The sequence below is a fragment of the Yersinia vastinensis genome, from assembly GCF_902726565.1.
Lineage (GTDB): Bacteria > Pseudomonadota > Gammaproteobacteria > Enterobacterales > Enterobacteriaceae > Yersinia > Yersinia vastinensis.
Genome location: NZ_CACVAF010000004.1, coordinates 350,343 through 365,695 on the forward strand (window position 1 = coordinate 350,343; position 15,353 = coordinate 365,695).

Consider the following 15,353-nt stretch of genomic DNA (forward strand, 5'->3'; position numbering starts at 1 on the left):
GTATTAACATTATGGGCATACCCTCTATACCGTTATTTATTTCACTATCGCCTTACATTGTTAAAACAAATTTCATGCTAAATGGCACGGGCACAAACGTCATAACATCCGTATCACTGGTACCATTGATTGTTGCCGTCACGGTACTCTCCCCTGGATTAACACTGACGAGTGTCACGATAACTTCACCATTTATATCGCTTGTTCCGGTGGCAGCGATCGTTGCGCTATTAGTGGCATTGAAACTGACTGATTGATTCGCGACCACATTGTCAAATGCATCAGTGACAATGGCTTTAACACTATTTTGTGCCGTGCCATCCGCTGGCATATTGCCGATAACAGATTCCAGACTGACCTTTGCCGTGCTCGGATCAGAGACGAAGGTCGTATCTACCGTTTGACTATGACCATTGACCGTCGCGGTGACTTTAGTCATACCTGATTTGGTATTGGTTAAGGTCAATGTCACTGAGCCATCTGCGTCGGTCGTACCGCTGGCTGCAATCACGCCACTGTTATCGGCACTGAAATTCACCAGCAGATTCGGCACCCGGTTACCCTGAGCATCTGTCACCACCGCTTTAACACTGTTTGTGGCGACACTATTAGCCAGCGCACCATCAACTTCAATCGTCAGTGCTCCAGCGACAATAGTTGCCGTACTTTCATCAGCAATAAAGGTGACATCTACATTTTGGCTATTACCATTCACAGTAGCAGTAACACGGCTGACCCCTGAGGTAGTATTGGTCAACGTGACCGTCACTGAGCCATCTGCGCCGGTCGTACCGCTAGCCGCAATCACACCACTATTATTGGCACTGAAATTCACCAGCAAATTAGGTATCAGGTTCCCATGGGCATCCGTCACCACGGCTTTAACACTGTTGGTAGCAGAACCATTTGCCAGCGCACCATCAACCTCAACACTCAGTGCTCCGCCCACAATGGTGGCTGTACTTTCATCAGCAATAAAAGTCATATCCACTGTTTGACTATGACCGTTCACCGTCGCGGTGACTCGACTCACTCCAGCCGTTGTACTGCTCACCGGTAACGTCACCGAACCGTCTGGGCCTGTCGTAGCACTGGCAGTCATCACTGCGCCATTATCGGCACTGAAGTTCACTAGCAGGTTCGGTACCCGATTGCCTTGTGCATCGCTGACTACCGCTTTGACACTGTTGGTAGCAGAACCATTAGCCAGCGCACCATCAGTTTCGATAGTCAACGCTCCACTCACAATCGTTGCCGTACTGCTGTCTGGAATGAAGGTCACATCCACCGCTTGGCTGTTGCCATTGACTGTGGCGGTGACTCGGCTTATTCCTGATGTGGTATTTGTCAGAGGCAAAGTCACCGAACCATCTGAGGCTGTCGTAGCACTGGCCGCAATTACCGCCCCGTTATTGGCACTGAATGTTACTGCCAGATTAGGTATTCGGTTGCCTTGCGCATCGGTGACTACCGCTTTGACACTGTTCGTCGCGACACCATTAGCCAGTGCACCATCGACCTCAATACTAAGTGCTCCGCTGGTAATGGTTGCTGTACTACTGTCTGGAACAAACGTGACATCCACCGTCTGGCTGTAACCATTAACCGTCGCCGTCACGTGGCTCACCCCAGAAGTGGCGTTAGTCAGTGATAAAGTCACCGAACCGTCGGTGCCCGTCGTAGCGTTGGCGGCAATCACCGCACCATTGCTCGCACTGAACGTCACCACCTGATTGGGTACCCGATTGCCAGTAGCATCTGTCACTATGGCCTTCACCGAGTTAGTCGCACTGCCATTGGCCAACGCATTATCACTGGTGATAGTCAGTGCACCACTGAGAATGGTCGCGGTGCCACCATCAGGGATAAACGTCACATCCACGCTTTGGCTACTACCATTTATTGTCGCAGTGACACGGGTCACTCCGGCCACCGTGTTGGTCAGCGGTAACGTTACCGCACCATCAGCACCCGTCGTGCCATTGGCGGCAATCACTGCGCCGTTATTAGCGCTGAAAGTCACCACTTGATTAGGCACCAGATTACCTGTTGAATCCGTCACGACTGCTTTCACCCCGTTGGTCGCACTGCCATTTGCCAACGCATTATCACTGGTGATGGTTAGTGAACCACTGGTAAGGGTGGCGGTTCCACCATCAGGAATAAAGGTCACGTCCACCGTTTGGCTATGACCATTGACCGTCGCCGTTATACGTGTCAGTCCGGTTGTCGTGTTGGTTAGCGGCAGGTTCACTGCACCATCAGCATCGGTAGTTCCGCTGGCGGCAATCACACCACCATGATTAGCGCTGAATGCCACCACTTGATTAGGCACCAAATTACCATTGGCATCCGTGACGACAGCTTTCACTGCGTTGGTCGCAATACCGTTAGCAATCGCATTGTCGCGGGTGATAGTCAGTGATCCACCGAGAAGAGTGGCTGTGCTGCTATCCGGAATAAAGGTCACCTCCACTGCCTGACTATGGCCATTGACCGTCGCCGTCACACGCGTTATCCCGGCAGTGGTGTTGGTTAATGGTAAGGTCACGGATCCATCTGTACCGGTCGTGCCATTGGCGGCGATTACCGCGCCATTATTCGCACTGAAAGTCACCACCTGATTGACGACCAGATTACCGGTAGCATCGGTCACCACCGCTTTTACTGAGTCGGTCGCACTGCCATTTGCCAGTGCATTGTCACTGATAACCGTCAGTGCTCCACTGAGAATAGTCGCGGTTCCGCTATCAGGAACAAATGTCACACTCACTGACTGGCTGTTCCCATTGACTGTCGCTGTCACATGACTTAGCCCGGCGGTAGTATTGGTCAATGGCAACGTGACAGCACCATCCGCACCTGTCGTGCCACTGGTAGCGATTAATGCATTGTTACCTACACTAAACGTGACCACCAAATTCGGTATGAGATTGCCGAACGCATCGGTGACAACAGCTTTTACAGTGTTCGTTGCAACACCATTCGCCAACGCGTTATCACTGATAATCGTCAGCGCACCACTCACGATAGTTGCCGTGCCACTGTCAGGAATAAAGGTGGTATTCACACTTCGACTCTGACTATTGACTGTCGCGGTAATATGCACCATACCGGCTGTGCTGTTGGTTAGCTGCAAAATCACTTCGCCATTGGCATCCGTGGTGCCACTAGCGGCTATCACCGCACCGTTATCTGCACCGAACGTCACGATCTGATTCGGTACCCGGTTGCCTGTGGCATCGGTCACTACTGCTTTCACCTCATTAGTGGCACTACCATCAGCCAGTGCATTGTCGCGACTAACTGTCAGTGCACCATTGGCAAGTGTGGCCGTTCCACTATCGGGGATAAACGTCACATCCACTGTCCGGCTAATACCATTAATTGAAGCAGTTACACGCGTTACACCCGCAGTCACATTGGTCAGTGATTGCGTCACTGAACCGTCGGCTCCCGTTGTTCCATTAGCCACAATATTTGCACCATTGCTGGCGGTAAAAGCCACGGCGATATTAGGAATGGGGTTTCCGTGAGCATCGGTCACAATAGCTTTAACACTGTTACTTGCATTGCCATTGGCGAGGGCATTATCACTTTGTACAGTCAGCGCACCGTCGACAATTGTCGCCGTGCCAGTGTCTGGAACAAAGTTAACCGCGACACTTCGGCTGGTTCCATTGAGTGTGGCTGTTACATTGACGGCACCTGTGGTGTCGTTCGTCAGCATCACGGTAATTGCCCCATTCGTGTCAGTAGTGCCGCTAGAAAGTGACAGTGTGGCGCTGTTGTCTGCACTGAAATTCACCAGCATATTGGGAACAGGGTTACCATTAGCATCCGTTATGACAGCCATCACGCTATTGGTCGCCGCGCCATTGGCCAATGCATTGTTGCTCAGTACGGTCAGGTTCTCACCCAAGATGGTGGCGGTGCTTTCGTCAGCAAGAAACGCCACTGCGGCTTGTGCTCTGTTGCCATTATCCAACACAGCATGAACCTGCCCAGCACCAGCTCGAGTGCTCTTAACTGAAACTGTCGCTCTTCCTAAATTATCAGTGGTCGCACTTGGCGTGACAACGTCACCAACTGTGGCATTAAACATGACGTTCATGCCCGCCATCGGTGTGTTGGCTCCATTGGCGGTATCAACCACTAATGCCCGATAAGTGACTAGCGAAGCACCGTCAGCCGTCGCGCTCGTATTAGAACCCACAACATTCAGCGCTATCTGATGTGGAGATTCCTGCACAATAATATTCGTGGTCGCTGTATTCGATTTATTGCCACGAACATCATAGGCAACGGCACTGACTTGGTAGCTGTTGACGTTTTGCAGATGTTGATAAGCAGGCAGTGTAACGGAGGCCGATTCCATCGCCAGTGGCATCAAGGCACCACCAGTGGTAATCAATATCGGTGCACTCCACTCAACACGTTCAGCACCATATTTCGACGCCACAACACCTGTCAGAGTGACATTTTCTAAGGCATGAGCAGAAATCGATGCTGGCAGCGTTAAATTGATAAGATTTTGTTTCTCATACTGCATGACAATATTGTAATTGCGATCAACCAAATCATAACGGCTACCTGCCAGACTGCGCATCAAGCCAACCGTGTCTTTATTGATTTGATCAATCCACGGCACACCGAAGCGATAATTAAAGTTCAGACCCACCTGAAGCTCATTGGTGGTATTCTGGCCTTTCTTATGCGCCACATCGACGGTAACTAGCGGGATCGGCGTATAATTAACACCCAATGTTACCGCGGACGGTGAATCACCTAAATCATCTGGGTTAGTCTTACCACTATTCAGCGCGACACCTTTGCCGAAATATTTTTCATACATCAACGAGCCACCTAGCTGAGGATAGCTAGGCAGATAGGCCATGGCCCTGACGTCAAAACCATTGGCTGGGCGTTCGTTATAATCTTCCATTTCGGACAGCACTGACTGATGCCAGTCAGTTAAACGAAAATAGCCATTGGCAGAAAGTTTGAGATTATCAGTCCAGGCTTCAGCCCCTACCCCTAAACGGCTATTTTTTCCGGTCAGGTCATAGTCATAAAAACTGTTAACGCCGAACATCCAGTTTTCAGTAAATTGGCGGACCCCAATACCCGCATTATTGGTAGTCCGATAACCATCGTAACGCACACCTAACTGACCAAATAACAGGTTGTCTTGAGATTCCACCAGCGGCAGTAATATATCGGCGTTACCCGTGCCAGTAGAATTAAGTTGTACGCGCGCATGACCAAATTGATTTAGCCAATCAGAGGCCGCCTGCGCTGCCAAACCAGAGGAAACCCCTCTCACGGCACTTTCTGCGGCTTTTGCTGAGTTATCACTTCCCATTACGCCCCAAAATTGGGTTGCGGTGCTGGCAACAGTATCTTCAGTAAGATTAAATTTATTCGCTCCAGAGCTATTTGACTCCTGAGCATTATCAGAACCTAAATCAGGTAATGTGCTACCTTGCGGTAAATTTGTAGCTTCTTCTTTCTCTATGAAGGGATTCTTTGATTGAGAATGGTAAGGAACAACCGGTTCTTTAATATAATTATTTGGCTGTTCAGAATAAGTATTAGGTGCCGCTGCCATAGGTTCAACCAGTATTTCGGAGGACCTCATCTTTGCCATTATCTCGTCTATTTCATCTGCACGAACAGATAATGATATTAACGGCGTGAAAGCTATTGTTATAGGCAACAGTAATTGCATTAATAATGTATTAATTGCAACCACTCGCATAAGTGATTTATTTGAATGGAAACCGTTCATAGTGGATTCAAAGTTCCGATTTTGAATGGCGATATCCGTGACCGCGCAGATACGAGCCGTTTTATTATTGACAGAAATACAAACCCCATCACTGACCAACATATGATGTGATTGTGTATTCCACCCAATAAACTCATTTTTAATAAAGAAACAAAACGCATGACGAAAAGAAATGAGCAATTTAGCGAACTAAACTGCTCTAATTCTAATAGTTACATTAAAAATATCTTATCATCAAAAAATACAACATCCACGCTTACTAAATGTAAGAATGAACATCGTATAAAATGCGAAAACATAAACACACTGATTGTTATAATAACTAAATATAGCAAGTGTCACTGTGTCTTAGTCAATAAAAACTAAATCCGCGAGAGATAGTTCACTTTGTTTTGTACTTCATTGAACGCAGTATTTCTAACTCTGGCACACACCATTTTAAGTTTTGAATCCAGTTCCAGAGAAATGAGTTGCTTCGGATCGTTATCCAAAATGTTTCGGTTTTGTTCTAAAAATGCATACATATCGTTGATTTGGTCGAATTGCCCTCTAAATACACCGAACTCATTGGTGTTAAGCTTTTTGACCATGGAAAAATTATTGACGCACTGATCGTTGGTACTCTTTTTAATAATGGCGGCTGTCTGTTTCTCGGAGTCAACCTTTGCTTGTGTGCTGCATCCTCCCAATACTGCACTTGCCATCAATACTACTATCGCCACTGCTTTCATAAAATACCCTCATTAATCCTTTATAAGTATTCAACCTTCTATTGGATATTATACCCCTAAGACTGATATCATCCCGCATTGCTCTTTTGCCGTGATATCAGTCAGATTCGTTCAATTAAGGGGTCACCCAACATTTGTAGCAGGGACACCTTACATCGCGATCTTTTATGCTGTCAAATGGCGATATGTCAGATCTATAAGCTGAATTAACTCAATAGACCAGATGATTATACTACTCGAAGATCTCGATATGGATGGAAAGATCGTATTTTCAGGAATTAATGGTTTTATATCTCATATTATTTATATAAATCAGTTGATCACCCTAATTAAATTTAAGGCAAAAAAAATATGAATTTAATCTAATTTATTGATGCAGTGCAAAAAATGAAACGTTAATTGTCATCGCCATAATAAATAGAACACAACATCAGCAAATCAATAACAAAATATATCAAATGAGAAGGCGCGCTAATATATCAAGAAAAGTTTAAATAATTTAAGAATTATCTTGGTTGGGTAAGGTTGATTGTATTTAAGAAATATATATTTTTATGATTGAAACTCACTTATTGTTTTTAGCCAATAAATCCTTAAGCATTCCACTAATAACTTTAACTCCCAACTTGTTATATATATTACGTCTATGAGCACTTGCGGTTTTACTTTTCATATCAAGTTTTTCTGAAATTGCATTATTCGTCATTCCTGACAGGAGACACTCCAGAACTTCATTTTCTCTGTGGGTTAGTTGATTTTTTATTTTCCTGTAAAAAACAAATCGGTCAGATTCCTTAGGTGATTTTTTTGATAATAATAATCCCATAAGCATATCTGCTATTTGTTCAAGAGCTGCTGTTTTACATAAGACACCATCACACAACGCTGACAAGTAGATGAAATCCTCTGTATTTTCACCTTTTCGACTAAAAATCATAATAAAGGCATGAGGGTTGAACATCCTTATCTTATCAATGGTATTGAATACTTTAGTCGGTGAAATATTGTCAACATCGAAAATAATAACACTGCGAGGGGGAAGTGGATTATAGAGGCTAGCATTATCAGCAGAGGAGTATAAATTAATATTATCACTTTCATTAGGAATTAATTTTATTCCCTCAACAACAATCTTTAGAGATAATCTTGTTAAGCTACACTCACTAACAACAATGACTCCCATGACGTTATGTCACTCCTTTTTCACGATTTTTGGGTCGATATAGAATGGTGTTTAATCAATTTGATAGAATATAAATAACGGTGCCGAAGCACCGTTATTTATAAGAGAAGATGACGATTAGAAGTTGTATTTCACCCCTAGCATGACAGCAGTATCGCTGTAGCCTTTATCGCCCAATTGTTGGCCTACGTTGCCCCAAACATTGAGTTGTTTATTCAGTTGCCCCTCAACGCCCAGTTTCAACTCACCAATATTCTTCGCTCCAGCCTGTTTCATCTCAACGGAGTTCATCGTTGTACCGAAGTCTTTGGTGTTATGGATCCAATTGGCTTCAACAAACGGCTGGAATTCACGGTCTTTACCATTGTCGCTAGCATGGTGTCCTTTCATATAAGAACGAACCCCAAGACGCGTCTGGATATTACCATCGCCCTGACCACTCACCTGAGTGCCATTGGCTTCACGGTGCTCGTCTGCCTTCACACCCATCCACGTTATCTGCGCTTTCGGCTGGATAAAGTACGTTTCATTCTTAGCCTTGTTTTCGCCAATCTTGAAGGTGTAGCCACTCTCTACTGAGGCGGTTACCCCTTTCGATTTGTACTCTTCTGTCGCCAGGCCCTCACCTTTCACCGTATTGTTGAACCAGCTATATTGCGCCCAGCCGTCTACATACAATCCTGACTTGTCTTCGTTGTTAGCATACCAAGTGCCATACACACCGGTAGTGTAACCATCAACTGAACCATCAGACTGATAACCCGATGCCGAATGAGTGTTGCTCTTGCTGTTACCGTAACCCGCCATTACGCCTAAATGTAAACGGTCCAGATCATTATTGCTCCACTGAGCAATATCGCCCCCCAATTGCATCACGTACCGATTGCTTTGGGTCTTCAACTGGCCACTCATATCACGCGAACGATTATGCCCACCTTCATTTCGTAACCACATACTGGTGACTTTCTGCTCGCCAGTCAGCGCATCAATATATTGAGTTTCCCCTAAACGATCATGCAGTCGCGTCACGAACATATTGTTAGCCGTGGCCAAGTTAGCAGTGTAACTTCCAGCCTCAGGGCGTTTGATTTCTTCACCAGGATTCACCGGACTCTCTGGATTTTCTGGATTTTCCGGGTTTTCTGGATCAACCGGCACATTGCCTAAGCTGGTTAGATACCAGTTGCTGGCATTCTGTCCCACACCGCGTTTCAGGCTGTAATCATACGCACCAGCCACAATACGACCACTTTGCACGAAATTACCGTCAGACTGGCCGTTGACCTGAATCAACTCAATACCATTGAGCGTTTTAGCGCCAAGCCCTCCTGCGTTATCCACACTCACATTAGTGGTTCCGCTGGTGCTGCCGTTGACTATCATGCTGTCCGTTGCAGAGTTGTCATCACCCAGCGCCGTGTTGAAATGCAGCAATCCGTTGTTACCAATATAATGACCATTTACCACTAACTGATTACCGGTGGTGCCAGTACCGTTACTGGTTTTATTGCCAATAAAGACCGTGCCGCTGTTGGTTAAATCCGTCCCCACCGTGAATACGTTGCTGGCAGGTGCCAAACGGCTCAGTATTGACGTCACTGGTGCTACCGGATTGCCGACAAACAATACGCCTTGGTTATCAATCGCACCAGCTACGCCGCCAAAGCCGCCCATAAAGGCACCGTTGGCAATATTCACTTGCTGGCTAGCCAGTGTCATTGGATCTGCATTGCTGCCCAAGATCAGGCCGCCTGCCTTGATATCTGTCTGGCCGGTATAGGCCGCAGACGGTGTTAACGATACCGTGCCAGTGCCATTCTTAGTCAGACTACCGCTACCAGTAACGCTATTTGCTAATGCCCAATCAGCATCTGAGTTCAATACCAGCGAACCATTATTGGTCACGGACGCCGTGCCCAGGTTCGCCGCCTGAGAAACAGTAAGCTGGCTAGCGTTGTTAATATCAAACAGGCCGCTGAACAGGCTGTTATCACCGCTGGCGATGATGTCGCTATTATTCTGCAATACCACACTGCCCGCATCACTGATGGCATTCACCAACTGACCTGTCGCACTGGTCAATGTTAATAGACCGGCATTGATAATGTTGCCATCACCCAGACCGGCGGCATTGTTCAGTAACGCCTGCGCACCACTGGCAATGGTCGTTACTGCGCTCAGGCCTGTGTTAGCCCCATTAACCGTCAGCACATCGGCAGCGATCGTCAACGCGCCTTTACCGGTGAGTTCACCGTCTGAAATACCGCCTTGACTCAGGGTCAGACTGCCGCCATTGACGTTCAATGATGAACCGCCAGTACCGTTCAATTCACCTACTGTCTGGCTATGACCGTTCATATCAAAGGCGGTATCGGCTGCCAGAGATAACAGTGACGTATTCCCCAGCACATTGTCATTCGACATTTGCAGGGTGCCACTGCGAACCTCAGTTGCGCCGGTGTAGTCGTTGTCCAGATTGGACAGTGTTACGGTATTGCCTGCGCCGGTATCAATGGCCAGCTCACCCATGCCGGTGATTTTGGCACTCAAATCTGCTGCTGGGCCGGTTTTATTGGTGGCATACAGTGACAATGCGTCAGCGCCGCTTCCCAGTAACTCAACTTGCGTCAGACCGTAACCGACATACAATCCATCGTTACCCACACCGCTGGTCAGGCGATAATCATAAGTTCCTCTAGCGACCGTGGTGCCATTTTGGGCAATATCTGCCGTGGTGGCGTCAGTAATGACATTGCCATACTGGTCTTGCAGCACCAGATTGCCGCCATTACCTTGTACCGCAACATCACTTGTTGCTAGCTGCAATAGCGTGTTGGCATCATCTTGTTCCATAATTGGCAAGGTAGGATTAACGGGAGTCTGGCTGTTATCAACACTCTCGATATTCACTTCTACCGTACCGGTGCCGAGTAAATTCATCTCCTTCGTGGTGTGAATCGTGCTTTTCGCTACCGTTTCACCCGGTGTGCCGGTGTTAAACTTCACCGTACCGCCATCGAAGGCCAGCCCGCCGATAGTCTGAACACCATCGCCCACGGTTGTAAAGCTATCTGCTCCCGCTTTCAGGGTTGCATTCACCAGTGCCGAGGTATTTTCAGCCGCCAGTTCAAAAGTGGCGTGTCCTAATGCCAATACACCATTGAAGGCATTTTGTGCCGCGTTGGTAGTAAAGTTGAATGCATTACCTGCGGTATTTACTGCTACTGTACCCAAGCCATTAAGTTTGCTGTTAAAGTCCACTGCATTCAGGTTGTTAATCTGCAGCAGGCTGCCATCACCTAGGTTAAAACCCGTATCGGCATTGTCATCCTGAGCATTACCCAGTGCCAGCAAGACATTGTCCAATGTCAGTGTGGAGTTATTAATCAGGTCGATGTAATCCATATTTTGGATGGTATCAACATCACTCAGCGTATACACCGAGTTATCAAAGGTCAGGGTGTCGCTACCTGTGCCACCATTCAGCGAACTGAACACGCCAGTATCAGCCAGTGTCAGATCTTTCAGAATAAATTGGTCATCGCCGCTACCGGTGGTGAAGTCAGTCCCTTCACTGCCTTTCATCAAAGTGACAGTATTATTGCCAGCCAACAGATTGACCTGGCCGATAATGCTGCCGCCCGTCTGGTTGGTAAAAGCCATGCCGGTGCCAGTATTAGTCACAACAGCTTGTTGTGCCGAACTGTTGGCGTGGATCGCGCCACTGTTAACGAAACTGGTGACATAACCGTTGTTGATATCCACCACCGAGTTAGTTAGTGACTGTGATATCAAGTTACCAGACTGCTCGACCTCACTGGTGGTGCCTTGCACAATCAGAGCGGCACCGCCTGCGGCATCATTGACATTCACGCTGGCACCGGTTTTCAGATTCTGACTGGAATTAGTCACAATCCCTTTGCCCGCGGCGGAATTGACGTTAATCACCAAGTCAGCCGAGTCGGACATATCCAATGTGTTATCGGTAATGGTATCGCCGGTATTGGCAAACAAAATACCGGTACCACTGCCGTTCACATTGATGGTGCCCGAGTTAGTGGCCGCCATTGAAGCACCGGTACGAATACCCGCGCCATTTCCCACGGTCAACGTGGTGTCTTTTAACTGAATACCTGAAATTTCGGCTTTGTTCTCAATAGCATTACCGGAACCACCGGCTGTCATGGTGATGGTGGCACCATCCACGGTCAGTGCCGTTGCGCCAGTATCCAGCAATACGCCATGGGCCGTACCGCCTGCTTTAGTTTCACCACTGCCGGACAAGGTCAAACTCGCTCCAGTGCCTAACAGGAAAGCGGCAGTACCATCTGTGGCGTTCACGATGCCCGAGTTATTGACTGTCGAATTAGCGCCTTGAATATTTACAGCAGTACCATTCACTGAGATCAGATTCTGGTTTGTCAGGATCCCGCCATCCACCAGCACACCCGTGCTGCCAGATTGAGTAAAGTCGATAGAACCTTTGTGGATCAACTCACCACCGTTGCGGGCAATATAACCATAGGCGCCAGAAGCGGTATTACCCGTCGTCAATACCGCAGAGCTGGTTAAGACAGACTGGCCAGTAGTCCCGGTCGCGATACCATCCAAACCGTAGTAATTACCGTCAACAATACCGGCAGTGGCCCCATTACCGCTGAGGGTCAGGCTAGCATCAGCGGTGATCGTACCGGTCGCCCCACCTTCAACTTTCACCCCGGTGGCACCTTCACCCGAGAGCACCATATCTAGTGCACCAGAGCTGAAGCTACTGCCCACTCCCGTGACCTGAATCAACGATGAATTCTGACCGGTTGCACTCATGGTTGAGGCAGTGGTTCCAGCAAAACTGGCTCCTTTATCAACACGATACAAAGTAGAGCCTTCAGTTGACACCGTCTCAGCACCCACTGCGGTGTTATTGACACTGGCACCTGCACCATAAATCAGATATCCCACTTGTTTCTTACCTGAAACAAACTCAACCTGACCATTACCGGTGACATTAATAGTGCCCTTATCTTCAGCAACCACCCCAATAGCGCCGTCGCCCGTAAGATTCACCTGACCGGAAAGGTTAGCCGCAGCCCCCGTCCCCACCGCTTGAATACCGTAGTTGGCCAGATTGGTGGCAGCATCAAGTCCTTTATTGACATAAATGTTACCCGCGTTAGTCGCGGCGCTGCCTGCCAATACTTTCATGCCAACAGTATTGATACCATTGATAATAATATCGCCATTATTGACAACATTGGTGGCGTTCTGGCTGGAAGAAATACCGACATTTTGTGCTGCATTTTGCCCCGGCGTTGCACCCGCACCATTCAACTCAATCGTACCGTTCTGACTAACGGCGGTTCTGACACCTTGTGCAATAATTGCGGTGGAGTTTTCAGTTTTGCTGCCAATGACAATTTTACCGCCCACATTATTGATAAAAGTGGCGATATTGCTCAAATTAACAGTATCTTGAATGAGTTTAACGGCATAAGACTCTGTTTTTATTGCCAGATCAGTGACCACATCGGTTAATGAGCGCTGGGCTTGGCGGCCCACATAGACGGTGCCATTATTCTCAAAGGTAGAGCCTTTCTGAACACTCACCCCTTCGTTCAGATATCCTGCTGCAGGGGATGTATCAACAGTTGCGGCAATGTTTATTGCCCCGTTATTAACCAATGTGGAGTTGCCGTCAATAATAGCTGCGCGGGTATAAACACTGGTGCCACGTGAAGCAGTATTAATCACGCCATTGTTAGTCACTGAAGAGGTGCCATTCGCTAAAATCGCGGTATGACTCCCACTGGCGACATTCAGTGGTAATGTGGCAGACGGTATAGGTTTAAAATCCAGCATATCAGGGTTAGTCCCGGCATCCAGAACCCCTGTTGCTTCGTTAATTACCGTACTGTCTGTTGCTAAAATAATATTGGTGCCACGAACCGTTCCCGCAGCCGAACCTAATATCCCTGCGTTATTCAATGTTGCACCGTCTTGTAGACGCACAACCGAAATATCGGTGTTAAAAGCTTGAATGTTGGCATCAGTGCCAATATTCACAATGGCATGCTGACCATCACCATGAATAAAGGCAACGCGGGAAGAGTCGATAATATGATTTACAGCATCATTGGCATCAATCCCCATATCGAGATAGATCGGGGTAACTTTTGGTGAGGTATTAGAGTCGTTAGTAAAATAGGCGCGTGCCAGCTCGGCCTGATAACCTTTACTGTCGAGAACAATCGCACCACTTTTAATACCTGCGATCAAATCATTGTTGTATTTTTGAAAATCAGCAAAATTTTGAACATTTTGGGCACCTAAATAAGGACTGGTGAAAGCGCCGGTAAAGTCATCAAGTACCGCATTGGCAACTGAGGTGCTTCTGTCACGTATGTTATTGCTGTTATTACCCAGATTGACAACTGTTTTGGCATTATAATTGAGTACAGTATTCTGAGATGATGCGTTATCTGAATCGACATAGAATCCAGAAGACGTGGTTGCTGCCGCCTCACTTTTTAAGCCACCTTTCAGAATGGCGCTAAAATAATTCGTACCATCATTAACCCAACCAGATGCGGTACTACCAACATTCACTGTCAGGTCACTGCTATCCTGCACATGGAATAAATTACGATTCACATACTGACCATTTTCACCGACAGCATAGGATACGGGTACCGCAAAATCGGCAAGTGGTTTAATCGACATCGCCGTGCTGCTGTACACATTAATAGTAATTAATGCACCCGTTCCTTTAGGATCAAGGAAAGTTTCAGTCACCATGTCACCTAAATTGAAAATATTTTTACTGATCAGATTCTCTGCACCATAGAGGAAATTCCCCGCTGGAATATCCCCTAGCTTACTATTTTTAAAACCGGCATCACCTCGGGCAATGTTACTAAAACTCCCCGATAAAGTATTCCCCGCGCCTGTGAAGGATTGTTCAAAATCAACTTCAGGCGTAAATACCGGAACAGTAATATCTGCCGCAAAAGAAGAGCTGGCCCCGAATGTGAACATCAAGGCGATGGCCATCTGGCTCAGACGAGCGGGCGCTCTTAAACTTAAGGTTGTACCAATCACACCTGAACAATATGACTTGGTTTTTTTACCGGATTTGGAAAACTCTGACGCCACATCATAGCGACCTAGTGCACTATTCCAAATGACTTTAAATACTCGATTCATAAAATTCTCAATTTTCTCTATATGTTATTGGTCATAATTAACGAGCAAGAGTCATACTCAACTAAAAAAATAATTGAGTTGGTAAACGCCCACTAGAAAATGGTTTAACTCTGACATTGGCTCATTAATAGGGATATTAAACTCGCTATGCCATATAGATATATAGGAGCAGAGAACCACATGAGTAGGACGAATCCTACAAATACGAAGAAATGAATTTATTTACAATAAAAATCAATCGGTTAAAAATCGATTTAAATAAGAATATTCTCATAACCATATAAGATTATAGAATAAGATATTTTATATTCATTATTTACACCAGTGACTCACTATAACGGCTTACGGGCACATAATAATCAAAATAAGTTACATGCACTCAAACATAAGAATGATGTTTTTAATAAAACTCATCTTTTAAACATCACGTATTTGATTTTTTTGACTA

4 protein-coding genes are annotated in these 15,353 nt (G+C 46.5%); all 4 read right to left on the reverse strand.

Annotation, left to right across the window (positions count from 1 at the left end; genetic code table 11):
- Nucleotides 1-52: 52 nt before the first annotated feature.
- The 4 genes from HUZ92_RS08430 to HUZ92_RS08445 all read right to left on the reverse strand — a co-directional run bounded on the left by HUZ92_RS08430 (nt 53) and on the right by HUZ92_RS08445 (nt 14,905).
- Nucleotides 53-5,650, reverse strand: coding sequence for an Ig-like domain-containing protein (locus HUZ92_RS08430; RefSeq protein WP_174846811.1), 5,598 nt, complete (start codon nt 5,648-5,650; stop codon nt 53-55).
- A 503-nt stretch (nt 5,651-6,153) separates the two neighbouring features.
- A complete protein-coding gene (locus tag HUZ92_RS08435) occupies nt 6,154-6,522 on the reverse strand; it encodes a hypothetical protein (protein ID WP_050101321.1) in 369 nt (122 codons plus the stop codon).
- Nucleotides 6,523-7,087: 565 nt separating this feature from the next.
- Nucleotides 7,088-7,705, reverse strand: a complete 618-nt coding sequence (locus tag HUZ92_RS08440) for a helix-turn-helix transcriptional regulator (protein WP_145579973.1) — start codon at nt 7,703-7,705, stop codon at nt 7,088-7,090.
- Between the two features lie 117 nt (nt 7,706-7,822).
- Nucleotides 7,823-14,905, reverse strand: coding sequence for an autotransporter outer membrane beta-barrel domain-containing protein (locus HUZ92_RS08445; RefSeq protein ID WP_145579974.1), 7,083 nt, complete (start codon nt 14,903-14,905; stop codon nt 7,823-7,825).
- Nucleotides 14,906-15,353 lie beyond the last annotated feature (448 nt).